23 protein-coding genes and 1 tRNA gene are annotated in these 25,690 nt (G+C 44.0%); 10 read left to right on the forward strand and 14 right to left on the reverse strand.

Features of this window, described 5'->3' with window-relative positions:
- The first annotated feature begins 175 nt into the window (after positions 1–175).
- From QZ735_RS08605 to QZ735_RS08615, 3 genes are all read left to right on the forward strand, one after another.
- Positions 176–658 (forward strand): hypothetical protein, encoded by a 483-nt coding sequence (locus tag QZ735_RS08605; RefSeq protein ID WP_294246935.1) that lies wholly within the window; start codon positions 176–178, stop codon positions 656–658.
- A 220-nt stretch (positions 659–878) separates the two neighbouring features.
- A complete protein-coding gene (locus QZ735_RS08610; protein WP_294246940.1) occupies positions 879–2,411 on the forward strand; it encodes a M20/M25/M40 family metallo-hydrolase in 1,533 nt (510 codons plus the stop codon).
- 165 nt (positions 2,412–2,576) lie between these two features.
- Positions 2,577–3,272: a hypothetical protein gene (locus tag QZ735_RS08615; protein ID WP_294246943.1), complete on the forward strand. Its 696-nt coding sequence runs from the start codon at positions 2,577–2,579 to the stop codon at positions 3,270–3,272.
- 229 nt (positions 3,273–3,501) lie between these two features.
- Here QZ735_RS08615 and QZ735_RS08620 read toward each other — a convergent pair.
- Together QZ735_RS08620 and QZ735_RS08625 are read right to left on the reverse strand one after the other, a co-directional pair.
- Positions 3,502–3,588: transfer RNA gene (locus tag QZ735_RS08620), tRNA-Ser, on the reverse strand.
- A 55-nt stretch (positions 3,589–3,643) separates the two neighbouring features.
- A complete protein-coding gene (locus tag QZ735_RS08625; RefSeq protein ID WP_294246946.1) occupies positions 3,644–4,660 on the reverse strand; it encodes an asparaginase in 1,017 nt (338 codons plus the stop codon).
- 159 nt (positions 4,661–4,819) lie between these two features.
- Here QZ735_RS08625 and QZ735_RS08630 point away from each other — a divergent pair, with 159 nt between their 5' ends.
- The 4 genes from QZ735_RS08630 to QZ735_RS08645 all read left to right on the forward strand — a co-directional run bounded on the left by QZ735_RS08630 (position 4,820) and on the right by QZ735_RS08645 (position 7,359).
- Positions 4,820–5,491 (forward strand): RNA methyltransferase, encoded by a 672-nt coding sequence (locus QZ735_RS08630; RefSeq protein WP_294246950.1) that lies wholly within the window; start codon positions 4,820–4,822, stop codon positions 5,489–5,491.
- A gap of 186 nt (positions 5,492–5,677) precedes the next feature.
- On the forward strand, positions 5,678–5,986 hold the full coding sequence (locus tag QZ735_RS08635) for a hypothetical protein (protein WP_294246953.1): 309 nt from the start codon (positions 5,678–5,680) through the stop codon (positions 5,984–5,986).
- A gap of 60 nt (positions 5,987–6,046) precedes the next feature.
- Positions 6,047–6,490, forward strand: coding sequence for a hypothetical protein (locus QZ735_RS08640; protein ID WP_294246956.1), 444 nt, complete (start codon positions 6,047–6,049; stop codon positions 6,488–6,490).
- Positions 6,487–7,359 carry a hypothetical protein gene (locus tag QZ735_RS08645; RefSeq protein ID WP_294246959.1) on the forward strand — a complete coding sequence of 291 codons (873 nt, stop codon included), beginning with the start codon at positions 6,487–6,489 and terminating at the stop codon, positions 7,357–7,359. Before QZ735_RS08640 ends, QZ735_RS08645 begins: the two co-directional genes overlap by 4 nt.
- On the opposite strand, the gene QZ735_RS08650 is transcribed toward QZ735_RS08645, so the two are convergent.
- The 3 genes from QZ735_RS08650 to tsaD are packed head-to-tail and all read right to left on the reverse strand — an operon-like array spanning position 7,328 to position 9,488.
- On the reverse strand, positions 7,328–8,047 hold the full coding sequence (locus QZ735_RS08650; protein ID WP_294246964.1) for a 16S rRNA (uracil(1498)-N(3))-methyltransferase: 720 nt from the start codon (positions 8,045–8,047) through the stop codon (positions 7,328–7,330). The genes QZ735_RS08645 and QZ735_RS08650 overlap by 32 nt on opposite strands.
- Positions 8,048–8,064: 17 nt before the next feature.
- Positions 8,065–8,475 (reverse strand): hypothetical protein, encoded by a 411-nt coding sequence (locus tag QZ735_RS08655; protein ID WP_294246967.1) that lies wholly within the window; start codon positions 8,473–8,475, stop codon positions 8,065–8,067.
- Positions 8,472–9,488: a tRNA (adenosine(37)-N6)-threonylcarbamoyltransferase complex transferase subunit TsaD gene (gene tsaD, locus QZ735_RS08660; RefSeq protein ID WP_294246970.1), complete on the reverse strand. Its 1,017-nt coding sequence runs from the start codon at positions 9,486–9,488 to the stop codon at positions 8,472–8,474. The genes QZ735_RS08655 and tsaD overlap by 4 nt, the downstream gene beginning before the upstream one ends.
- A gap of 4 nt (positions 9,489–9,492) precedes the next feature.
- Here tsaD and QZ735_RS08665 point away from each other — a divergent pair, with 4 nt between their 5' ends.
- The 3 genes from QZ735_RS08665 (at position 9,493) to QZ735_RS08675 (ending at position 15,337) form a co-directional block, all read left to right on the forward strand.
- The gene (locus QZ735_RS08665; RefSeq protein ID WP_294246973.1) at positions 9,493–14,286 is read left to right on the forward strand and encodes a translocation/assembly module TamB; all 4,794 of its coding nucleotides are present in this window, start codon (positions 9,493–9,495) and stop codon (positions 14,284–14,286) included.
- 134 nt (positions 14,287–14,420) lie between these two features.
- Positions 14,421–14,891 (forward strand): AsnC family transcriptional regulator, encoded by a 471-nt coding sequence (locus QZ735_RS08670; protein ID WP_042723244.1) that lies wholly within the window; start codon positions 14,421–14,423, stop codon positions 14,889–14,891.
- A 68-nt stretch (positions 14,892–14,959) separates the two neighbouring features.
- A complete protein-coding gene (locus QZ735_RS08675; RefSeq protein ID WP_294246975.1) occupies positions 14,960–15,337 on the forward strand; it encodes a hypothetical protein in 378 nt (125 codons plus the stop codon).
- Positions 15,338–15,610: 273 nt separating this feature from the next.
- Here the strand turns inward: QZ735_RS08675 and QZ735_RS08680 are convergent, their stop codons facing one another.
- The 9 genes from QZ735_RS08680 to QZ735_RS08720 form a co-directional block, all read right to left on the reverse strand.
- Positions 15,611–16,555 (reverse strand): transketolase family protein, encoded by a 945-nt coding sequence (locus tag QZ735_RS08680; protein WP_294246978.1) that lies wholly within the window; start codon positions 16,553–16,555, stop codon positions 15,611–15,613.
- A 55-nt stretch (positions 16,556–16,610) separates the two neighbouring features.
- On the reverse strand, positions 16,611–17,462 hold the full coding sequence (locus tag QZ735_RS08685) for a transketolase (RefSeq protein ID WP_294246981.1): 852 nt from the start codon (positions 17,460–17,462) through the stop codon (positions 16,611–16,613).
- Positions 17,463–17,924: 462 nt separating this feature from the next.
- The gene (locus QZ735_RS08690; RefSeq protein ID WP_294246984.1) at positions 17,925–19,484 is read right to left on the reverse strand and encodes a sodium:solute symporter; all 1,560 of its coding nucleotides are present in this window, start codon (positions 19,482–19,484) and stop codon (positions 17,925–17,927) included.
- 105 nt (positions 19,485–19,589) lie between these two features.
- Positions 19,590–19,889, reverse strand: a complete 300-nt coding sequence (locus QZ735_RS08695) for a GNAT family N-acetyltransferase (protein ID WP_294246987.1) — start codon at positions 19,887–19,889, stop codon at positions 19,590–19,592.
- Positions 19,890–19,891: 2 nt separating this feature from the next.
- On the reverse strand, positions 19,892–20,290 hold the full coding sequence (locus QZ735_RS08700) for an OsmC family protein (RefSeq protein WP_294246990.1): 399 nt from the start codon (positions 20,288–20,290) through the stop codon (positions 19,892–19,894).
- An 80-nt stretch (positions 20,291–20,370) separates the two neighbouring features.
- Positions 20,371–21,273: a pirin family protein gene (locus QZ735_RS08705; protein ID WP_294246991.1), complete on the reverse strand. Its 903-nt coding sequence runs from the start codon at positions 21,271–21,273 to the stop codon at positions 20,371–20,373.
- Between the two features lie 696 nt (positions 21,274–21,969).
- On the reverse strand, positions 21,970–23,373 hold the full coding sequence (locus tag QZ735_RS08710; protein ID WP_294246994.1) for an MFS transporter: 1,404 nt from the start codon (positions 23,371–23,373) through the stop codon (positions 21,970–21,972).
- Positions 23,374–23,523: 150 nt separating this feature from the next.
- Positions 23,524–24,366, reverse strand: coding sequence for a hypothetical protein (locus QZ735_RS08715; protein WP_294246997.1), 843 nt, complete (start codon positions 24,364–24,366; stop codon positions 23,524–23,526).
- 519 nt (positions 24,367–24,885) lie between these two features.
- Positions 24,886–25,690: asparagine synthase-related protein (locus QZ735_RS08720; protein ID WP_294247000.1), on the reverse strand; the 805-nt coding region annotated here is incomplete at its 5' end.

Here is a 25,690-nt window from a genome sequence, read left to right on the forward strand (position 1 = left end):
AGAAGGCTGGATAAAGACCATGAAAAGACACCTGAAAGTCAGGTATATTGGATATTATGGCAAAATTGTCAAATTATCCTCAATAAAATCAGATAAATAATACAAATCTTTTTTAAACATACTCTTAGAATATAATTTGTGTGTCTTTTTATTTGCTTACTTAAATCAAGCAGATTTGTCATTACACAGAGCAGGATGGACAGATATAGGAGAATTGAGAAATTTTTATTCAGATCAGATTAATCCCAGAAAGGTAATTGGTCTTTTGATCTCAAATACGTGTATAGATGCTGATAAAGTAAAATATGCTCATAGGATGAATGAATACGGTCTTAAAAAAAGACAGATTCTTTCTTTAAACCATTTTTGGTTTAGATTATCTACGGTTTTTCTTGAGGAAGAAATCTATTATATAGTTCAGCAATTGATCTCTTTTGCAGAAATGCTTGAAAAAGTAGGTGAGGTTCATCAATCGGATATGGAAGATATCAGAGTGGGCATGTCAAAATTTTCTTTTGGGATCTTAATGTATAAAATATCTTACAAAGATTATAATAAAGCGTTAAAAGTCCAACATTACCTTCAGCATGAGGGTATGAAAGATATACAAATGGAAGAATTCGTAAAAAAACTTCCGGATTCATCTGGGTTACGATAATGTTTTAAGAATAGTATATATCTTAAACGTGCTGATAATTATATGGAGGTTGCCCAAACTTTTTGGGCAGCCTCTTTTTGTTATATATTCCAGACTAATTATTAACTTTTTTACGTTATTGGAACAATTCAAAAATATTTTTGCAGCATAAGCCCTTATTTGATAACTTCGAAGTTCAGACAGAAGGTAGTCTAAAAACATTCAGACTCATTAAACGATCATGAAAAAACTCCTCTTCATCCTTATCAGCATAATTATTATCTTACTGATCATCGTTTTGATCAGAACCATTACCTATCCGTTTAAGAAAGCCAGTGCAGGATCGGCGCAGGGCTGGAAAGCCGTACGGGACGATTCCGCGGTACGGCGTTTTTCAGGCGGGCTTAAAATTCCTACCGTTTCCGCCGGTGAAATGGGTGAGTTTGATTATTCTAGCTTCGATACCATCAAGGCTTATTTGAAAGCGTCCTATCCGTTGGTGTATGAAAATACGGAGTTTACAGAAGTCAATACCTATGGACTGGTGTTCAGGCTGAAAGGACGCAATCCGGCACTGGATCCTGTTCTGTTCCTTTCCCATACCGATGTGGTGCCTCCCGGCGATGCGGAGGTGAAAGATAAAGGCGGGAATATTTTCAGGCCGGATGATGTGGCGTTGCCGCCGGTTGCAAAAGTGGCGGAAGAATGGGATTTCGGACCGTTTTCGGGAGCGGTGGCGCATGGAAGGGTATACGGAAGGGGAGCCATCGATATGAAAGGCATGCTGTTCTCCCTGATGGAGGCGATGAACAATCTGATGAAAAGCAAATATGTTCCGCAGCGTGACATTTACCTGGCTTTTGGGTTTGATGAAGAAGTAGGAGGGCAACAGGGTGCTGCAAAGATCGCGGAATATTTTAAGCATAAGAACATTCATTTTGATGCCATTTATGATGAAGGCGGACTTATCCTGGAAAAAGGCAGTGTGGCCGGAATTGATGCTGATGTAGCCGTCATCGGCTGTGCGGAGAAGGGCTTTCTATCCGTTAAAATAAAGGTGAAAGGATTGGGAGGACACTCTTCAATGCCGCCGCTGGAAACGGCTATCGGAAAGGCGACAGTCATTATGCAACGGCTGGAACACGACCAGATGAAGCCGATGGTAACGCCGCTGATGAATGAATTCTTCACCCATATCGGCGGATCGATGCCGTTCATGAACCGGATGGCCATTGCCAACCAGTGGCTGCTGAAACCGCTGCTCCTGTCAAAGCTGACAAAAAATAATTCCACCAATGCATTAGTAAGGACCACTACCGCACTCACCATGATGAAAGGCAGCGATGCGCCAAATGTACTTTCCCCGGAAGTGGAATTCGTAGTGAACTTCAGGCTGCTGCCCGGTAATACGGTGCAGGATGTTAAAAAACATATTGCTGAAGCCGTCAGAGGATTTGAAGTGGAGATAGAAGATATCGACCAGGTAAAGGAAGCGTCGGCTGTTTCCCCTGTCAATAACAAATCCTTCAGGCTTATTGAAGCCGCTATCAGGAAGATCCATCCTTCAGCAGTGGCAACGCCTTATCTCACGGTAGGCGCTACGGATGCCTACAAATACCAGATCGTCAGCAAAAACATCTACCGTTTTATGCCCGTTAAGATCAACGATGCTGAAAAGCAGTCCATGCACAGCACCAACGAATACCTCAGCATCGAAAACTATATGAAGATGATTCATTACTTTGAGTTTATGATGAGGAATTACGACAAATAGAATGGATATAAGATTTTTTTAAATGCAATTTAAATTTAACTAATTGAATAGCATTATTTTAATTATTATTTTAGATTAAATTCGAAAAAAAATAGAATTAAAATATAACACGACAAGTTTTGTCGCATTACCGTATTAGCTTTGCCTCAACAAAAGATCAGAGCTATGGAATTGCCGCTATATTTAACCTTTAAAGAATTTGAAAACCGTTATTACGATAACCTCGAAAAATGGTTTGAAGAATACCATACTACTTCCGAAACCGATTATCTGAAGGCACTGGCCAACCTGTACAAGCCATATCTGTACTATAACTTTGCCAATGACAGGCTGCAGCCGGACGCCTCGATCCAGATCAAGAACTGTTTTTTTCCGTACCAGGAGAAAATGGGGATTTCTTTCAGCGCAGCGTCCAGCCACAGGGCTGCTGCCGGAAACGCAAAGAGCCTCAGCCATGTTTTTGAATGGAAAACGGTTACCATGATGGAGTATGCCCAGCATATTCTGGATAAGATCAACCTTCATTTATCTGGAAACCAGGGAACGGAGCCTAAAAATATTCTGGATTTTATTAACGACTACAGGGTAATTACTTCAAGGGACGGAGCAGGATACTGCATTAATTACAATCAGCATCAGGCCACTATTCCTTTTCTGAAAGCTTATCTTCCGGTGCAGGGTCGTACGGTTAATATTGCCGTGTACAGGGATTTTATTTTCTCGGTAGTCCAGATCGCTGCATTTATCGACAATAAGCTGAAAGAAATCCTGGCTCCGGAATACACCATCCATGCAAAATGTAAGGCTGATGCAAAGTTCAAAGTGCAGATGAGCCACCAGTTCCTGACCATGTGCAATTAACGAACAGGATGATACTGACCACCACACATTCATTCATATAATTAAATTGATGTTTGAAAAGAATCCGTTCTTTTCAGATGAAATCCCGGCCATTGGCCGGGATTTTTATGTTGAAAACTTTTAGTTTCAGCCCAATGATGTATGTATTGTAGAAAATGAAATATCGATAGGATCGGACTTCATACCGATTAAAAAAAATAAAAGCGCTGAAAATCAGCGCTTTTATTTGCAGAAAGGAAGGGATTCGAACCCTCGATACAGTTACCCGTATACTACCTTTCCAGGGTAGCTCCTTCAACCACTCGGACACCTTTCTTTATTGAGATTGCAAAATTAAGATAATTTTTTAAACTACCAAATTTTTGTGCAATTTAATTTGAAATTTCTCCGCAAAGGCTCCTTGAGAAGTTCTCGGCGAAGGTTCCCGTATAGTTGGGGTTGCCGTGTAAATGCATGGCTTTGGTAATTGCGCTTTCTGCTGTGGTGTCCTTTCCGCTGATGGCACCGATTCTTGAAAAAATATTGCTGTTCTCATATTTACCGAACGAGATCCCTCCTGAAATACATTGGCTCACCACCACAATCTCGGTGCCGTTGTTCCTGATCTGCTGAAGGGTCTCCACGGTTTTTTCACTGCTGAAAATAGTTCCGGATCCGAAGACCTGAAGGATGAGCACTTTCATTTCCGGGATTTCCCTGAAATGGTTCAGGTTCATGCCCGGAAAGATCCGCCAGAAGATCACATCTTCCGAAATATGGTCATCTACATGGAAGTCAACGGTTGGATCGCACCGGTACAGGTTTTCCCTGATGATATTGAGGTGAACGCCCGATTGCCAGAGAATAGGGTAATTAGGACTTGCGTAGGCATCGAAATATTCGGCCGAATATTTCAGAGTACGGTTGCCCCGCAGCAGCTTATATTCAAAATAGATGGCCACTTCCTGTATGACGGCCTCATTTCCTTCATACAGGCTGGCATAATACAGGCTGGTAAGAAGGTTTTCCTTGGCATCTGTCCGCAGATCCCCGATCGGTAATTGGGAGCCGGTAAGAATAACGGGTTTTTTCAGCCCTTTCAGCATAAAGCTCAACGCTGAGGCAGTGTAAGACATCGTATCAGTTCCGTGAAGAATGAGGAAGCCGTCGTACCGGTCATAATTTTTACGGATATAATGAGCGATGATTTTCCATTCTTCCGGTCCCATGTCCGAAGAATCGAGCGGTTTTGAAAAGGGATGCACAAAGACTTCACATTCCATCAGCTTCATTTCAGGCATTTTTTCAAAAATATTTCCGAAATCAAAGGCGCGGAGGCTTCCGGTCTCGTAATCTTTTTCCATACCGATGGTACCTCCGGTATAGATCAACAGGACTTTTCTTTTCATAGGACTTTTTTAATTTTTATTCCCCGGTCAGGATCATTCCCCAAAATTACGTTAATTTGCAAAAATTTGAAACAGGTGAAAGGTTTAAAACGGATTTTCCGGGATTGCGCCTTTTATCATGTGCATTTTATTCATACAGAGAAAAGAAAGACAGGGCAGATGAAAGATTTAGAAAACACCTATGAGTATTTACAGCAATTCCTGACGGAAGAGCGATTGAGGAAAATTGAGCATTTCGCACCGGAAAGCTCAGATTTTATCCTTCCGGTGATCGAGGATATTTATCAGTTCAGAAATGCTGCAGCGATTGTACGTTCCGTTGAGGCCTGTGGGTTCCATAAGGTAGTCGCTTTGCAGGAAGAATACAGTTTTGAGCCTAACCTGCGGGTCACCAAGGGTGCAGATACCTGGGTGGAAGTAGAGAAGCTGCCCCGGAATATGGATTCCTTTCAGCAGATTAAGGACAGAGGCTATAAAATGGTGGCCGTTTCCCTGGAAAACAATGCGAAAATGCTGCCTGCGTATGAAGTAACGGAACCTATGGCATTGGTGTTCGGGACTGAAATGGAAGGCGTTTCACAGGAAATCCTGGATTTTGCCGATGAGACCCTGGCCATCCCGATGTACGGGTTTACCAGAAGCTTCAACGTTTCAGTGGCGGCGTCCATCTGCATGTATGAATTAAAGCAAAAACTTATAAAATCAGGCATTGATTATAAGCTGGGTGAGGAGAAACTCCTTAAGATGAAGATCCGGTGGGCAGTAAACTCGATCAGGAGCGGCCAGCAGATTTATGATAAATATCTGCTCGATAACAGTATTGAGATATGAACAGGGCCCCTATCTTTGTTATCATCCTGCTGATAGGGTGCCAAAGAGGACAATAATAGAGGTCTATTAAGAGCAACTGTAAAGGACAGCATCGGTGCCCGCTTCGGCAGTTCGCAGGTTCCTGAAGCGGAAAGTACAGCATATGATACTTATACCGATCTGTTAAAAGAAGGGAATTATTCTAAAGTGACCAGAAAAAATAACCTTTCAGCTGAACTTTTCTATACCGTAAAAGAGGGTACCGTAGAGTACAGGCATCTTAAAATATATACCGGAAAAAGGGTGCAGGATCTTGAAGCTGTTTCAGATTGGGGATTCCTCAATGCGGATGAGTTTGAAATTCATTTTGAAGATGTTAATTTCGACGGAGCCGATGATATTACCCTGACCAAAGAAATCGGTATGAACTGGTATGCCGACAGGTTATGGATCAACAATAACGGGACCTTCATCAGCCATAAGGAATATGAGAAAAATAAGAAATCCGAATCCTGATAATAGTTCTGAATATATTTACGGACCTGATGGAAATTAAATTAAATGAAATGAAATGAAATGAAAATAGTTATGCAAAAGTATACCCGATATCTCTTTTTCATCTCTCTTCTGCTGTCCCTGGTATCACTCTATCTCATTGAGAAAGGCGGAAAAGAAATATATCCGTTCTTTAGCTGGAAGCTATTTACCAGCCCAAGCGGAAGTGAAAACCTGCAGGAAAGTTACAGGATTTACAGGGTGACAGGCAGGGACACGCTCAGGGTGCCTTATGAAGCTACTGAAATCTATGATGAAAATAATCAGGCGCTGATTGTAGGATTTTACGGAAAGAAAATCGAAAATAATGAGCAGAGGGCAGGCAATATACGGAAAATAAGGATTTTTATGAAAAGCTGCCGTCCTGAATATGATCGCCTGTTGTTGTATAAAGAAACGTATCATCCGCAGGATCTGGGCAGGCCTTCTTTTACGGTTAAAAAAACATTGATCAGTACGTTATGATGAATTACAGACAACTTACGGTATTCAACTATAAAATTACCTACTATGCAATGCGTGTTTTCGGTCTGTACTGGCTCTTCAGGCAATATCTCGATTACCGTAGGATCAGCCGGTGGCCTAAGGAGATTTATGAACCTTTTCTTTCTGTTCAGAAACTCGTTTTCCCGGAATATCCGGGGCCTTTTCTCTACGGAGCACTGCTGTTGGTCTGTGCTTCCCTGCTGATCATCACCTGGTTCCGCCAGAGCGTCCTGCTGAATTTCTGTATTTTCCTGTTGATCGCTGTTATTAATTTTCCTATATCTTTGAATTTCAGTATCGGGCATAATAATCATCTGGTCATCATGGGATATTTTATGGCCATTTTCCTGTTACCCGGGAAAATGACAAAAGAACAGGATTACCGCTGGGTACAGTATTTCTATCTGGGTATTCTTGCTACTTACAGTTTAGCCGGCCTTTCGAAATTCCTGGGAATTGCCAAAAACGTAGTGAAACATACCGGCAGAATGACATGGCTGGACCCGGGTGCTGCAAAAATCAATACCCTCGATAATTATTGGATGGCTGATGTCAGGGTTCCGGAGTGGATGATTCATCTGTATGATCATGAGCATGCCTGGGTAGTGATTACCGTTGGGGCTATTGTGGTACAGGCGTCCAGCTTTCTGGGGGCTTTCAGCAGACGATATCTGACGCTGGTCATGGTATTCCTTTACATTTTCCATTGGTATACCGATTTTTTTATCCTGGCAGATTTCAGGGATGCTAAAAATTTTGTTTTAATCAGCCTTTTTCCATATCATGTTTTTTATCCATGGATAGCAAAGCTGAAAGTTATGTCTCTGAAGGATGCAGTTGTCCGCTGATTTTCATGTAATTCCAGGCAGCCACAAAAATCCCTGCCGTTTCTGTCCTCAGCCTCTGGTTGCCCAGTGAGACGGCAATAATTCCTTTTTCTGCCAGCATAGCAATTTCTCTTTCGGAAAAATCCCCTTCAGGACCGATCAGGAAAGTAAGGCTTTCACAGGTTTTTATCTGTTTCAGTTCCGTTCTTTCCAGGTTTTCATGGCAATGCGCGACAAAAGTAGTTTCCGGATCTGTATTTTTAAGAAAATCCTGGATTTTTATCAGGTCATGAATTACAGGAAAATGAACCCTCAGGCTCTGTTTGGAAGCAGAAATCCCCTGTTTCCTGAGCTTCTCGATATTGATATTCTTGCGTTCGGTTTTTTCCGTCTGCAGCAGAGTGATTTCCGAAATGCCCATTTCAACGGCCTTCTCAACAAAAAACTCAATCCGGTCAATATTTTTGGTAGGCGCAATGGCGATGTGGAGCCCCGGGCTAAAGCCGGGAAGCCGGTTTTTGATTTCAGTTACTTTGATGTTTGCTTTCTTCCCTTCGATCATCAGGATTCCCGAAGCTAAGTTTCCCGTTCCGTCTGTAACATGAATCTGTTCACCGTCTTTCATGCGGAGAACTTTTATGATGTGCTGCTGTTCTTCGTCATTGATCATTACATGGTTTCCATTGATCTCCCCGTAAAAAAGTTTCATATAAAAAGGATGGTGTTTTAAAATGTAATCTCATTCTCGCTCAGAAAAGCAACTCCGGTTTTTATGGTTGTATAAACATCGCCTTCGCAGTCCCTGTATGAACAGGCGTAAATTTCTTCAATCCACTTATTGTTCATGAAAATTAAGTTCAGATATTCGTTTTTTCTCAAATTATTCTTGATCGACAGATAATCCCCTTCTTTGGGTATATAGGCGAAACTGAATACATTTTCCGAATTGATCTTGTCTATGACCTCTTCCTTTATGTTCTGTACATATCCGGTCTCCGAACTGATCATCAGATAATCTTCCTCTCCGGATGTCTCTGTAACTTCATTTTTTCCTGTAATGGTTTCCAGTACCCAGTAATACTTTGAGTTTTTCCTGGAATGTGTCCCCAGTACTTTTTCTTCCAACAATATTTTCATAAATCGTATTTCGCGGTTGCCGTTGTTCTCAGGTCTGTAAATTCGCCTCTCTCAAATTTCAGTTGGGCCACCATGGCAATCATGGCTGCATTATCAGTAGTGTATTCGAATTTCGGGATGTAGATGTTCCAGCCCAGCTTTTCGTGGTTGTCCTGCATTGCTTTCCGTAGTGCGGAGTTGGCAGAAACCCCGCCGGCAATGGCCACTTCCCTGATCCCCGTATCTTTAGCTGCTTTTTCCAGCTTATTCATCAGGATTTCAATGATGCATTTCTGAACGGAAGCGCATAGGTCCTGAAGGTTGTTTTTTATAAAGTCAGGATCCTTCCGGACTTCCTTCTGGATAAAATACAGAACAGACGTCTTGATTCCGCTGAAGGAATAGTCATAATGCTCCAGTCTCGGTTTATTGAATGTGAAAGCGTCCGGATTTCCTTCTTTGGCCAGCTTGTCGATGATCGGGCCTGCGGGATAATCCAGATCAAATATTTTTCCGATTTTATCGAAAGCTTCCCCGGCGGCATCATCGGTGGTTTTTCCTATGATTTCCATATCGAAGTAGTCTTTTACCACCACAATCATGGTATGCCCGCCGCTCACGGTAAGGCACAGAAAAGGGAATTTGGGCGGCATAGGATTTGCATCTTCAATGAAATGGGCTAAAATATGGGCCTGCAGGTGGTTGACTTCAATAAGAGGAACATCAAGGCTCATTGCCAGGGACTTGGCAAAGGAAGTTCCTACCAGAAGCGATCCCAGCAATCCGGGTCCGCGTGTAAATCCTATGGCAGAAATTGCATTTTGTTGTATATTTGCTTTGGTTAGAGATTTTTCAACCACGGGAATGATATTCTGCTGGTGGGCACGTGAGGCAAGCTCAGGGACAACCCCTCCGTATTCTTTATGAATGGCCTGATTGGCAGCGATATTTGAAAGAATGGTATTTCCCTGAATGATCGCTGCTGAGGTATCGTCGCATGACGATTCAATTCCTAAAATTATAGAGTCGCTCATAGTAATGGCAAAGTTAGAGAATAATAACGAGAATGAGAATAAAAAATCAGTAGCCGGAAACCTGGGAGATCAGGTGCAGAAAGCCGTTGAAAATGCCGGGGACAAGGTGAAGGAAACGGTGAAAGAAGCTTCTGAACTCGCTGCTGATGCCATTACCCATCCGGTAGAGACCGCCGGGGAATTCGGGAAGCAGGCCGTAAAGGATGTTACCAGTTATTCCTGGTGGGCCAAGCTTCTGCTGATTCTCTTCTGGCTGGTCATCGGGCTGGTCGCTTTAGTGCTAATCATCATCAACCTCCCGGTTACCAAGCGGTGGGCTGCCGATCAGGCCCTGCAGATTGTAAACCGCGACTTCAAAGCGCAGATGTCTACCGAAAGTGTGGATGTGAACTTCTTTGGAGATGTTATCATCAAAGGGTTAAGAATAAAGGATTATAAAGGCTACGACTTTATCACGGCAAAAGAATTTACCGCCGGTTCAGACTGGTTTTCGCTGGCCACCAATATCGGAAAATACAATTCCCTCAGCTTCAGTTCGCTTATCCTGAAAAATGCGGATATCAAAGTAATTACCTATAAAGGAGACAGCATCTCCAATTTTATCCGGTTTACCCAGCTTTTTGACAGCGGGAAAAAGAAAGATCCGAACAAACCCCCTTTTCAGTTGAACTCAAGACTGCAGATTCTGGATTCCAGAGTTTCCATCGTAAACCTGAACTCTCCGGGAGAAAAAGGAAAATGGCTTACCGCAACCGGCTTTAACCTCAAAGCTCCCAATGTAAAAGTAGACGGGCGGAATATATCGGCGCAGATCAATAACATGACCTTCACTACCACCCGGTGGGGGAAACCTCACTTTGTCGATACATTTTCCACCGAACTTTCGATGACGAAGGATTTTTTATTTCTGAAAGATCTGACTTTGAATACCGATCATTCGCTGTTGCAGGGCGATATTAAATTTAATCTTCATGATGACGGATCCTGGTCGGATTTTGCAGATAAGGTAAAGTGGGATATGGACCTCCAGCTGGGAAGCCAGCTCAGCGGATATGACATCAGTTATTTCGTGACCAACTGGGACAATATCAAACCTTTTAACATCTCCGGAAAAATGGCCGGCCCGCTCAACAGTTTCAGGCTGGATCATTTCCTGATCCGGAATCCGGATGTAAACATTGCCACAAAAACCATGAATGTGGAAAGGCTGCTGAAAGGAAATTTCCTGATTGAAACCAAAGACCTTTCTGCAGATTTCACTTATAAAGACCTGAAAGCGATGATGCCTTCTTTTATCGCTACGAAAATGAAAAATTTTGCCGATGATTTCGGTAAACTGAAATACAACGGAACGGCAAGTGTAACTCCAAAACGCGTGTATGTATCGTCCGGAAACCTGATGACCGGAATCGGTCAGGCGAAAATAACGAATTTTTCCCTGTCAGACTACAGTTCCCCGGTGCCGAAATTTGTGGGAATTGCCGAAGTGAAGGACCTCAATACATCCGTCATTACAAAGAACAAATCGGTAGGGCTCATTTCCGGGAGATTCGATATCAATGGTCAGAGCTTCGATGTCAACACCATGAGGCTCGTTACCAGATCAAGGATTACCAGCATCGAGATCATGAACAAGGAAATCAACAACCTTTACCTCGACGGATTACTGGATCATAAGAAATACAACGGCCTCATCACGGTTGATGACGAACAGGCTAAAGCTACTATAAAAGGATTGGTTGATTTCAGTACCCGCAGGATTACCATGGATGTAAATGCCGATGTGGGCTACCTGAACATGAATTACTTTACCGGAAAGCCCGGAAACCAGATCGTCAGCGGAAAAGTAAACGGCAAAATGGCCATGTCTTCCCTGAATGACCTTACCCTGGATGTGGAAGCCAACAGCATCAGTTTCGCCACCGCTGCCCAGAAATACCTGATTCCAAATGCCAAATTGAAGACCTTTATCCAGAATGGGGGCCGCGTGATTGATGTGGATGCCCCGGGAGCTGTAAACGGAAAAATTTCGGGCCGGTATAACCTGGGAGACCTGGCCGGGATGGTGGAAAACGGACTGAATAAAATCCTGGTAGGACCGGCTCCTAGAAAGCTGTACAGAGGGCAGAATTTCAGTATGAACTTTGATGTGCAGCAGGGGCTGGTCAGCTATTTTCTGCCGGATCTGAAGCTGCCCCAGGGAGCAACCGTAGAAGGGCAGTACGACGGAAACTCAAACCATCTCATCCTGAATGCAGATGCGGCATCGCTGAAGTACATCATGACGAAGAAAGAAGAGATTACCGAGGCTGACAAAGCGCTGGCCGCCGCAAATCCTGATTATAAAATCAACGACAGGAACAATATCACCAGGGACAGTGCCATGATAGACAGCATGATGGTAAGGATCAACACGGCTAATCTGGACGAACAGATTTTTGCGAAAATCAGCCGGGTGGCCTACAACAGGAATATCCTTAAAAACATTACCCTGAGCGGCAGGAACGAGAACAATACGGTGCTTCACCTCGCCGCAAAGTTCCAGCACGGCAGCCCCGAAGATGAGCTGGATGACAATATGAAGTCCTATGCGATCAATGTCAACCAGTCTGCCAATGCCGGCGGCGATTTCGTTTTCAGGTTTGAACCTACGGAAGTCAAGTTCAATGATGTTACCTGGGCCATCGATACCAGCCCTGATCTTAACCATTCCATCACCTATCGTAAGAAGGAAGGGGATTTCGATATACAGAACCTGCGGATCTATTCGGATAACAGTGCATTGTTTATAAAGGATGCCCAGTTCAAATCAGCCAAAGACTTTTATGTAGAAGCTGAAGTAGATAACTTTGCCATTGAAAAGCTGCTGGAAATGCAGGCGGACGGAAATAAGCTCAACATCAAAGGCCTGGCAAACGGAAACGTAAAGATCAGGATGGATAAAAAGACCCTCCAGCCTCTGGTAGATATGACGATTGATGACATTATGATGAACGGAAACGATATGGGAGACATTACCATTTCGGCAACCAACGGGTTCTCCCTCAATGTCTATGATGTAGACATCAAAGTAAATTCCGCAGGGGTGATCGGGAATAACAGCCTCCACGTGACGGGAACCGTAAATAACAATACTTCTTCCCCTACAATAGACCTTACGGCGGAAATGAGGGATTTTGATGTGGCTTTCGCCCAGCAGTTCGTCACCACCGTTTTCGGAAACCTCAGAGGAAAAGCAACCGGAGACCTTAAGATCAGCGGGAAATTCAGCAACCTCGATTACAGCGGTGATATAGCCTTGAAAAGTTTCGGACTGAAACTTTTGTTTACCGGCGTGGATTATTCCTTTGACGATACAGTAATCCAGCTGAGCAAAGGACTGGCAATCCTCAATAATATTGAAGTGCATGACGGAAGAACCAATTCAAAGGGGAACATCTCCGGGGCTATCCAGTTTGAGACCATTTCTTCCATGGGTGTCAACCTTGTGATGCGTGCCGATAATCTTCTGGTACTGAATACCACCCAGAAAGATTATGATCTCTTCTGGGGAAGGGTATACGGGCAGGGAGACCTCTATGTGGACGGGCCGGTTTCCGGGCTGAGCCTTTCTACCCCGAATATGAAGGCACTGAACGGAAGTACTTTCACCTTTAATTCCGGATCCACTTCCAATGTGGAGGAATTCAAGATGCTGAGATTCCTGAAGGAAGGAAAAAACGGATTGGTTACCCTGGAGGAAAAGAAAAAGAGCGGTGCCAATATGAATATCGATTTTGCACTGGATGTGGACAAAGGGACTACGGTAAATGTACTGATCGGGGATGATGTAGGAAACATTATGGTAAAGGGAGCGGCTGAAAAGCTCCGGTTCCAGATGAGCAGGCAGGGCAATATTGCCATGAACGGAACCTACCGCGTGGATAACGGAACCTTCGTTTCAAAAGCAATTCTGAATAAAACCTTCCAGATTGAAAAAGGAAGCAGCATACGCTGGGATGGTGATGCCATGAAGCCGGCACTTGATATCACAGCCAATTACGTACGGATGGTTTCCAATGCAGGCGAATACCTGAATATGGGAAGCCTGCAGCCCATCAGCATATTGCTGCAGGCCAATATTACACAATCGCTTACGGATCCTAAAGTCGACCTGGATGTTACGGCACTGGATGTCTCCAGCCAGGTAAAAGAAACGCTGGCGGCAAAAATGAGCCAGGAAGGAGAGAAGGTGCTGCAATTTGGTTCGGTTCTTCTTCTGAACAGCTTTAACGTTTCCAGGACCGGCGGTGTGGCTGTTGACGTAGCCGGGGTAGCTGAATCTTCAGGTTACAACATCCTGCTGAAACAGCTCGGTTCCGTACTGAACACCATGAGCAACGAATTCCAGATCGACCTTAATTATGTGCAGGGCGACCAGTATTCCAATATCGGCGACCGGGCCAATGCCGGGGTAAGCTTCTCCCTTTCGCCAAGGGTAAAAGTAAAGACAGGACTGGGAATCCCGCTCACCCGTACGGAAAACACGGAAGCCAACTATCTTTCAGGGGAAGGAACGATTGAATATGATATTTCGAAGAAAAACGACGGAAGCCTTATCCTGAGAGGGTATTCCAAACCTTCTAATATCGGTACCCTGAACGGAGCCGGATCAAACGGAACTGCTAATCAGGCTTATGGGACAGGTATAGTCTGGAGCAAGAGCTTTAATTCTTTATTTGGAAGGAAGAAAGATAAAAAGAAGCGCCGGAAAGAAACTGAAATAAAAACAGATTCTGTAAAATCAGACCCTAAATAATTGCTATTATCCAATGATTTTTATCATATGTGTTAATTATTGTTAATGTTTGAGATAATTTTTTTAGTCAAATAATTTTTTATAAATTTGCAAAAAATTGATTGATTTTTTAAGAAAATTGTAATTTAACTAATATGAACTATCAACTGGACGAAATAGACAAGAAGATTCTTGATTTCTTAGTAGAGAACACAAGAATGCCTTTCACAGAGATTGCAAAGCAGATGGACGTTTCTGCTGGAACAATTCACGTGAGAGTGAAAAAGATGGAGGATGCAGGTATTATTTTGGGATCATCTCTGAACATTGATTACGGAAAGCTGGACTACCATTTCACAGCTTTTATCGGGATCTTACTTACCAAATCCAACAGGACTCAGGAAGTACTGAAGGAACTGACCAGCATTCCTAACGTAATTGAAGCCAGCGTTATTTCCGGGAAATATAATATTTTCTGCAAAGTACGGGCAAAAAATACGGAAGATGCAAAAAGGATTATCTATCAGATCGATGATATTCAGGATGTGATGAGAACCGAAAGTATGATCTCCATGGAGGAATACCTGAGCGACAAGAACAGACTGATCAATGCGATCTCCATATAATCAAATAGTAAACGAAATTATAGCAAAGAACTTATGAAAATTCTCATAAGTTCTTTACTTTTGTACCTATGGAAGAATACAGCTATTTTGATGAGGACCCTAAGAAAGGATGGGGATTTATTCTTGCGATGGCAGCCCTGATGCTGTTTACCGTGATGGGCTTTGGAATTGATCTGGACGAATACCTCCAGCACGACTACCTGAATATCCCGGAATGGTATTTTTTCATGATTTTCGGTATCGATGCATTGATGGCCGTCAGCATCGTGCTGATGTACTTTTACCGCAAAATAGGGATGTTCGCATTTCCGGCCCTGCTGATCCTGCATTTCTTTATGCATAACTATTATCTGTCTACTTTCCTGTACACCGATGTTACCAATCTTTTTCTGTTCACCGGCTTCGGGATGCTGGCGATTATCCCGAAATGGAAGTTTTTTAAGTAGGTTATTTTCGATAAAACATGTGCAATAGTGTTTCGGAGACGGCGGTTATAAGCCGGATATCTGACACGGGGCAGAAATGCCGGTATGTCAAAGATTACCGTTTTTAGAAGGGAAATAAAGGAAAAGCTGATAATGCCCGTTAATGTTCTGCATGCAAAAGGAATGGTTGCCTGATGCATTCAGATACTGATAAAAAAAGCTGTCAGTAATCTGGCTCTTATATAAAAAAGCATCCTGTAAAAAGGATGCTTTCTGTATTATATAAAAGGAATATTAAGCTAAAATTCTTTTTACCGCTTCTTTTACGGCTTCCGAATCAATCTTATATTTCTTCATCAGTTCAGCAGGGGTCGCCGATTCTCCGAAGGTATCGTTTACTGCAACGAACTCCTGTCGGGTAGGTCTCTTTCGGGACAGCATTCCGGCAATGGATTCCCCTAATCCTCCAAGGTAGTTGTGCTCTTCAGCCGTTACGATTTTTCCTGTTTTCTCAACGGATTTAAGGATGATTTCTTCATCAAGAGGCTTGATGGTGTGGATATTGATCACTTCGCAGGAAATGCCTTCCTTTTCCAGTTCGTCCGCCGCTACAAGCGATTCCCAAACCAGGTGGCCTGTTGCTACGATGGTGACATCGGTTCCTTCCTGAAGAAGAATTCCTTTTCCGATCTCGAACGGCATGTCTTCCGGAATGAAAACCGGTACTACCGGCCTTCCGAACCTCAGGTATACAGGGCCTTCATGTTCGGCAATGGCTAACGTAGCTGCTTTTGTCTGGTTGTAATCGCACGGGTTGATCACCGTCATGCCCGGAAGCATTTTCATCATTCCGATGTCCTCAAGAACCTGGTGGGTGGCCCCGTCTTCTCCCAGGGTAAGCCCGGCGTGGGAAGCACAGATTTTTACATTTTTATCGGAATAGGCAATCGACTGGCGGATCTGGTCGTACACCCTTGAAGTGGAGAAGTTGGCAAATGTTCCGGTAAAAGGAATCTTTCCGGTAATACTCAGTCCAGCGGCAAGGCCCATCATGTTGGCTTCAGCGATTCCGGTCTGGTAGAATCTTTCCGGTGCTTTTTCAATGAATTTCTCCATTTTCAGGGACCCGATCAGGTCGGCACACAACGCTACCACATTCGGGTTTGTATCTGCAAGTTCAGCCAATCCGGCTCCGAATCCTGAACGTGTATCTTTCTTTTCTGTATATGTAAATTTCATTTTTTTACTCTTTGTTAATTAAGGATTAAAGATGGTAGGAACCTGTACTGCGGGGTTAATAATCCGCAGGTGCTTCCAGATAGAGTTGTTTGAATGCCGTATCCAGCTGCTCGTCGTTCGGAGCTTTTCCGTGCCATGCGTGGCTGCCCATCATATAGTCCACTCCGGAGCCCATTTCGGTATGAAGGATAATGGCTACCGGTTTTCCGTTTCCGGTTTCGGTTTTTGCTTTCTCAAGAATGGCAATTACCGCTTCCAGGTCGTTTCCGTTCTTTTCTTCCAGAACAAGCCATCCGAAAGCTTCCAGTTTGGCGTGAAGATTTCCCAGGGAAAGCACATTCTCTGTGCTTCCGTCGATCTGCTGCCCGTTATAGTCGATGGTGGAAATGATGTTGTCCACTTTCTTAGCGGCAGCATACATAAAAGCTTCCCAAACCTGACCTTCCTGGAGTTCGCCGTCTCCGTGCAGTGAGTATACCAAAGACTGATCTCCGTCCAGCTTTTTCCCCTGAGCTACCCCAAGTGCTACGGAAAGCCCCTGGCCCAATGAACCTGAAGCGATTCTTACCCCCGGAAGCCCTTCATGGGTAGTCGGATGCCCCTGTAATCTGGAATCCAGCTTTCTGAACGTTTTGAGCTCTTCTACCGGAAAAAATCCTGATCTGGCAAGGGTAGAATAGAATACCGGAGAAATATGTCCGTTGGAAAGATAAAAGTGGTCCTCATTCCTGCCTTCCATCGTGAAAGGAAGGGAATAATTCATTACCTTTCCGTAAAGGGCGGTAAAATATTCCGTACAACCTAAACTTCCTCCCGGGTGACCGGAATTTACAGCATGAACCATTCTTAAAATGTCTCTTCTGATTTGTGTAGTAAGAGATTTCAGCTCTTCGATACTTTTACTCATTATATAAGATTTATTTGCATGCAAACTTACAATTTTTTACTGGCTTACGGAAATGGAAAACTTCCCTGAAAGTCTGATTCCCTAACTTTTCCGGAGTCTTGAACCTCCGGCTAAGTATACTTATCATGATATCGCAGCGTGTCTTCCGGAAATGCTGTCTCCCGGCTTTTCATCGGCCCGGGGAAATTTTATTTTTTACAAAAGTTTTTATCCTCAGCTCCTGTGATCTTTTAAACCTAAATACGGACGTTCATTTCATCAGTTTAATGAAGGTGTTTTTTTTATTATGGGGCTGCGATCGGCTAAGTTATCATCACAGTTTTTACATCTGGAAATAATTATAAGCTGAAGGTCAGCTGAATAAATATCCAGTCTGCGGTTATAATAAAAATTACATGGATCAAGCTTTACCGTGTAGCCGATTAATAACTGCCAGAAGCCAAAAGCCAGAAGCCATCCGCATTACACCACCCTCAGGTAGTTCTTATTCTTCACCAGCCATAGCCCGATGAAGGTAAGCAGCCCGTTCAGAACAATCAGTTCCACGCCGATGCGGTAATCGGTATAGGTGGTGACTGCATAATTGATGAAGTAGGTAAGAAACGGTGCGATGATCGTAACGGCAAGGATCGAATATTTTTTCGAGATCTTAAATCTGGTGAAAATCCCGAAAGCAAACAGCCCGAGCAGCGGCCCGTAGGTGTAGCCTGCAATTTCCATAATGAGGTAAACAATCGATTTATCGTTCATAGCCTTGAAAACCATAATTAAAACAAAGAAAACCACGGTAAAGGTCAGGTGTACTTTCATCCGTAACTTTTTCTTTTCCTTTTCCGTTTTGGTCCTGTCACCATTGAGGTTCAGCAGGTCTACGCAGTAGGAGCTTGTAACGGCAGTCAGGGCTCCGTCGGCAGAAGGGAACAGCGCGGAAATCAGTCCGATGATAAAAATTACGGAAATGATCATCGGGAAATGTCCCTGAAGTGAAAGAGCCGGGAAAAGGTCGTCGCCCATCATATTGCTGATGTTTCCTGCGGAATCCTTGAACCCGAAAATATTCGTCACCGTTTCTCCGCTGATCTGCCCGTATTCCGCACCGTTCTGTAAAGCAAAAAGATACAGCAGTCCGCCTAGAAAAAGGAAGGCAAGGTTAACGAAAAGCAGTGTTCCGGCAAAGGTCAGCATATTCTTTTTGGAATTCTGAAGGCTGTCTACGGAGATATTTTTCTGCATCATTTCCTGGTCCAGGCCGGTCATGGCGATGGTAATGAAAATCCCGCCTAAGATGGTTTTCAGGAAGAATGTTTTGGAATTGGGATCCAGGTTGATAAAATGCGTATAATTTTTCTGTTCCAGGATGGTATAGGCTTCCCCGAAGGACAGGTTCAGGTGGGATAAAATATAAACGATGCAGGCGACGAGGCTGATGATCATAAAAGAAGTCTGCAGCGTATCGGTAATCACGATGGTTTTCACGCCGCCCTCAAAAGTATACAGGAGCACCATCAGGAGCAGTACGGCTGCCGTTACCCAGAACGGTACACCCAGGCCTTCCAGCAGGAAGATCTGGAGCACATTGACTACAAGGTAAAGCCTTGCCGTAGCACCGATGGCCCGGGAAATGATAAAAAACACCGATCCGATCTTATGGGCTTCCACATTAAACCGTTTTCCCAGATAGGTGTAAATGGAGGTCAGGTTCATCTTGTAATAAAGGGGAAGAAGAATGGCGGCTACAATAAAGTAACCGATGAAAAACCCGATCACCATCATGTAATATTCAAATCCGCCATAGATATATTCGCTGCCGGTCATTTTCCCTACGGTACCGGGTACGGAAATAAAGGTTACTCCGCTCAGGCTGGTGCCGATCATCCCGAAGGCAACCAGCCACCATTTGCTCTTTTTGTTACCGATGAAAAAAGACTGGTTGTCTGAGTTCCGGCTGGTAAAGTAGGAAATCACCAAAAGGCCGGCGAAATAAATAAATACAAACAGCAGAAGAGTAGTTCCGGGATTCATTCTTACATTTAAATTTCAGCAAATATAGTTTTTTTCTCTTCCGCTGAAAAAAAAACCTTCCGGACTGGCGGAAGGTAATGTTGGTGAACGGTTTGAGCCCGGAAGTTATGCCTGTGCATTGTTTACCAGGACATCCTGCATTTCCTCGTGCTTCTGGATCATGGCCTTGGCAAAAGGGCATAGCGGGATGATGGATTTGCTGTTTGCCCGGGCATATTCCACAGCGGCTTCCAGCATTTCCTTGCCGACACCTTTTCCGTTATAGCTTTCTTCCACTTCCGTATGGTCTATGATAAACCGGTCTTCCCCGGCCCAGGTATAGGTCATCAGTCCTGCGTGGTTTCCGTCCAGGAATGCTTCAAAGCTTCCTCTTTTCTCGTCGTTGTTTTGTTTTACTTCAATCATTTTTATGAAAATTTGGTGAGTATTTCTATTTCATTGGTCAGTATCTTGTGGACAGGGCATGCATCGGCAATTGCACGCAGCCTTTTCATCTGTTCTTCATCAGGAAGTGTTCCTTCAAAACCCACCGTTCTTGTAAAGATGGTCCTTTTGGTTAACGGGAAATGTTCCAGGTCAACGGTTATATTGATCTTTTCGACTTCCCATTCTTTCCGGTCGATGTACATTCTCAGGGTGGCAGCCGTACAGCTGGCCAGGGAAGTTGCCATGATCTCGAAAGGGTTGAAGCCCTTGTTCTGTCCGCCTTTGTCTATGGGTTCATCCGTGATCAGGCTATTTTCGCCGGCGGTAACTTCCGTGTAATATTTTTCTTTTCCTAAACTTGCTTTTACGGTAACGGTCATGCTTATGGTATTTTAATGGGTCTGAATTCCGGCGGTCGCCTGATATTACCGGACGGGCAACCTCCGGTCGTTTCTCCGGCTTACAGTTTCCGGTTTAAGATGGCTTTCGGAAGCGGGACATATTCTTCTTCGTCTCCGGGAACGAGCGGGAAAGCATCATGGTTCTGGTCGTGCCAGTTTATCTTGGCTTCTTCGATCTTATTCTTGTCTGAATTCACGAAATTCCAGAAGATAAAGCGCTCTTCATCAAACGGCTCGCCGCCGAACAGGTATACCGTTCCGTTCTCACTCATATCGAACTCGCAGAGCTGGGTGTTCTTGGCGATCATCAGCTGTTTGGATCCGTAGGCGTTGCCGTCTGTAGTGACCGTCCCGTCAAGAACGTACATGGCAGCTTCGCCGTAAAGGTCTTTTCCGATGCTGATTTTCCTCGCTTCCTTTGTTTTGATTTCTATAAAGAACAGTTTGCTGTGAACGGGAACCGGTGATTTTTTGCCGAAAGCTTCCCCGGCAATCAGTTTATACCGGATCCCGTCTTCTTCCCAAACCGGGATTTCATTTGCTTCGATATGATGGAAAGTCGGTTCCGACTGTTCCAGATGTTTCGGAAGGCCTACCCAGATCTGGAAACCGTGAAGCCTTTTATCCGAATGCCTCAGGTATTCAGGCGTCCTTTCGGAGTGAACCACACCTCTTCCTGCCGTCATCCAGTTAACGGCTCCGGGCTGGATCTCCAGTGCGCTTCCCAGGCTGTCACGGTGGAAAATAGATCCTTCCAGCAGATACGTTAAGGTAGAAAGTCCGATATGCGGATGTGGCGGAACCTCAAGATTCTGGTAGTCCTTCAGTTCAGCGGGTCCCATATGGTCGATAAAAACGAAAGGCCCGACGGCTCTCTTTTCCCGGAAAGGCAGAAGCCTCCCGACCAGGAAGTTTCCGATATCCGCTGATTTTTCTTCGATAATTAGTCCGATGTTTGACATAGAATGTAAATTTAATTTTTTAGATGTTCCGTTTCAGACAATAAGCCTCTGCTGCCCACCGTCTATAAAAATAAGAAAAAAAGATAAATCCCGGCCAGGGCAGGTACCTGAATTTTGATATTTCTTTATTCCGTGAACAAAATTATACAACGGAAAGGAATACGGCATTGATCTGTGATAAGTAGCGGATCGCAATTCGCTTTTTGCTATTTGCCAGCAGGATTTTACAATTCAAAAACAATGTATTACCTTATTTGAGATACTTACTACGTGGAAAAGTAGGTGCTGCCGTACAGGCAGACAGTTCTAAACCTCATAGGTTTTCAAAACCTATGAGGTTTGATTGTCGCACCAGATTGCCTTCGTAGCCCCGATAGGAACGGCATCCTTTTTCTCGGGCGGCAGGCAGCAGAGGCAGAAAAAGATACAGTGGATAGCGGGAAAAAGCTCCTGAAAATTTTCACGAGTCAATGGTGAATACTGATTGATCTGTAATGGATGTGAGGTTAGGGATGCAATAACGGATGGCCGCACCGACGTTGTTATCATAGGATGATTGGTTTAAATTCTGATAAATCTAATGGATTTTTAAAACTCATCAGGTTTATACTTTTCAATAAAACATATGAATTTCCTGGCTGGTTTAACCACTTCGGAGCTGCTTAAACCTCATAGGTTTTCGAAAACCTACGAGGTTTAATCTTCCTTCGACTGCATGTTTTTTCCGTCGGATACGTGCAGTCTGCGGAAGACAAGTCCGGAAATGATGGTGAGGATTCCTACGGTGAGGAAGGTATACCGGAAGGCATTATGCATTTCACCGTTGATGAGGTCTGTATTTTCAAAGATTTTTAAAACGATAAGTCCGAAGGCAATCCCGAACCCTATGGCGAGCTGCTGGTTGACAGAGATCAGCGAATTTCCGCTGCTGGTCTGGAAATTCCGGAGGTCGGCAATGGAAATGGTGTTCATGGAAGTAAACTGGATGGAATTAAAAAAGCCCAGCACGGCAATGATCGGGATAAACCAGTACAGCGAAGTATGGATGGACGGAATAGCCAGTAAGCAGATCAGGGTCCCGATGATGAAAGTATTGGTCATCAGCGTCTGCCGGTACCCGAATTTATCCAGAATTTTAATGACATACGATTTTCCGAACATAGCCGTAACGGCCATCGGGGCAATGATCCAACCGGAAGTTACGGCCGATTGTTTGTAGGCAATCTGGATCATCAACGGCAACAATAACGGAACGGAGCTGATTCCCAGCCGGGTAGCCAGGTTCCCGATGATTCCCACCCTGAAAGTCCTTACCTGAAAAAGGCTCAGCGGGAAAATAGGGCTGTCATCGCGCTTGGCGTGCCGGTAATAATAGTACATAAAGAGAAAACCGAGAATAAAGACCACAAGTACCGGTGTGATATTCTGCATATCCCCGAACAGTTCCAGGGAAATAGAAAGCAGAAGGGAAGCCGCCGCAAAAATGAGGAATCCTTTAAGGTCGAAATCCACATCTGCCGAGCGGTAATTCGGCATATATTTCAGTCCGAGCACGATTCCCATGACTCCGATAGGGATATTGATCAGAAAAATCCAGTGCCAGGAAAGGTAATCCACCATATAGCCTCCTACTAAGGGACCTAAGACAGGACCGATCAGCGCCGGGATGATGGCGAAGTTCATAGCTTTCAGCAATTCGTTTTTATCGAAGGTTTTAATGAGGGCCAGCTTACCGACCGGGGTCATCAGGCTTCCGCCGACTCCCTGTATCACCCGCGAGATCACCAGATGGGTGAGGTTCTGTGAAAGTGCGCAGAAGAGTGAACCCAGGCCGAAAAGAACCAGTGAAAAGATGAATACCTTTTTGGTCCCGAAACGGTCGGCCAGGAAACCGCTGGCCGGCATGAAAACGGCCAGGGTCAGCACGTAGCTGATGATGGCATTTTGCATATCGAGCGGCGATTCCTTCAGGTCTCTGGCGATGGCCGGCAGGGAAGTGTTGAGGATGGTGGAATCCAGCATCTGCATAAAGATGGCTGTGGCAAGGATGAGCGGTAATATTTTTTTTACCGGAGTGGATGGCAAAGCTGCTTCTGACATAGTATTTTCACCGGAACGTAAGCGCCCGGATTTATTTTAAATTCAGCAAATAAAGAATGATTGCTGCTGGGTACAGCAATATTTATTCCTTTACGCCTTGAGACGGTATAAAAATAAAAAGTCCTGTGAGGCAATCACAGGACTTTCGGTTTATCTTCTAGGTTTTTCTACCCCTTTCCATTCTTCGCCGGCTTTTTTGTACTGGCTCAGTTCGTAGGTTTTGAAATCCTTTGTCTTGTACTCAATATTATCGGTATTCTGTTCGAAAGGCATGATATAATAATAGTCTGCATCCGTTCTGTCTGTTTTGGTCCCTTTCTTTACGGAAGGTACGTATTTGGAAAACTTATAGCCTGGCAAGTACTGCTTCAGTCTTGTATAAAAAGCCTTGTTCTCTTTTTCTTCAGGGATGATGTCTACAATATTAAAATCATCTTTTGATTTGTCAATCCACAGGTAATAGGTTTTATCTTCTCCGGTATTCCTGTTGGCTGAATTAAAGGCAAAAAGTTCTTTCGGAACCAGCTCCTTGATTTTTTCCGGATCCACCTTTGTGTAGTATTCTCCTTTCGACGGATCTACGTAAGTCTCCAGGTTATACATCAGGACGGAGTTGTTCTCCAGGCTTTTATTTTTAAAATACTGGTTCAGGGATAATTCTGCAGTTTCTCTCAGTTCTTTTCCTCTGGCATCCAGTTTTTTGGTAGGATTCTGCGGGTTCACTTTCTTTACGAATTCATAGAGGACCTTAGGTTTTACTTCTTTCAGGTGAGGATATGTTTTCAGCTGCTCTGCTTTTACCAGCCAGTAGTATTGCTGATAAAAATCTTCTTTATCGCTTTCCTTCACGCTTTTATACGTCATCGCAAGTTTTTTGGAGCTGAGGTATTTCCCATATTTTCCCTGTCCGAATACGAATGTCATAGATAATACAGCAAATAAGAGCGTAATGTTTCTTCTCATTTTTTTATAATTGATATTTTCGATTTCCAAATATAATTATTTATTAGATATTATTTTTGATTAACGGTTAAATTCTGACAATATTGTTAGCGGGTATTCAAAAGAAAATCCCGTATTGCTACGGGATTAATAAAATATTTAGGGGTAGCCTGCTTTAAAGAAAGATAAATCAGGGTAAGCCAGGAAGAATATTTGCATTTTCCGACCTGTATTTCAGGGATGGATTCAAGCTTTTCCAGGATTGTATTTCTACCTTATTTCGCATGGGTTGTCAGTAGCCGGCGGAGGCATTTATGGTATTTACCATTTATACTGATGGCTGTCTCTTCAATTCTTGACATCATTTCCGTAATGAGCGATACAAAATTTATCTCTGATAAAATTCCGGCTTCCTACCACGTAATGTGTGCAGAACTTTTGCGCCCTTTAGTTTTCCAATATCGCATTACTTTCGTACTGATAATTACAGATAGATCAGCTGTAAAAGAAACAAAAATCAGAACAAAGACTCCCGCGAAAATTGACCATTCACCATTGACCATTCACCTTTTACGCTTCCGCAGTTTCCCCGTACGAGGTTTCATGCACTTTCACGGCTCTTCCGCTCGGGTCATTCATGTTTTTGAAGGCTTCATCCCATTCCAGGGCGATCGGTGTGGAGCAGGCTACGGAAGGAACAGAAGGAACGGTGGCGGCTGACGTCTCGCTTGGGAAGTGCTCCTCAAAAATAGTCCGGTACCGGTATTCTTCCTTGTTCTGCGGGGTATTCAGCGGGAACCTGAATTTTGCGTGGGCCATCATTTCGTCCGTTACTTCCTGTTCGGCAACCGATTTAAGGGTGTCGATCCACGAATAGCCTACACCGTCGGAGAACTGTTCCTTCTGTCTCCATGCGATGGATTCGGGCAGCAGGTCTTCAAAAGCTTTCCGGAGTACCCATTTTTCAATTTTTCCTTCCGCGGCATTCACCATTTTGTCCTTCGGGTTGATGGACATGGCAATATCCATGAATTCCTTATCGAGGAACGGCACGCGGCCTTCGATGCCCCAGCTCATCAGGGCTTTGTTGGCTCTCAGGCAGTCATACAGGTGCAGTTTTCCCAGTTTCCGTACGGTTTCATCATGAAATTCTTTTGCATTCGGCGCTTTATGGAAGTACAGGTAACCGCCGAAGAGCTCGTCGGAACCTTCGCCGGAAAGCACCATCTTGATGCCCATTGATTTGATGACCCTTGCCAGAAGGTACATAGGAGTGGAGGCGCGTACGGTAGTCACGTCATAGGTTTCCAGATGGTAAATCACATCCCTTACGGCATCCAGTCCTTCCTGAACGGTAAAGTTAACCTCATGATGT

Source organism: uncultured Chryseobacterium sp., assembly GCF_913776365.1.
Lineage (GTDB): Bacteria > Bacteroidota > Bacteroidia > Flavobacteriales > Weeksellaceae > Chryseobacterium.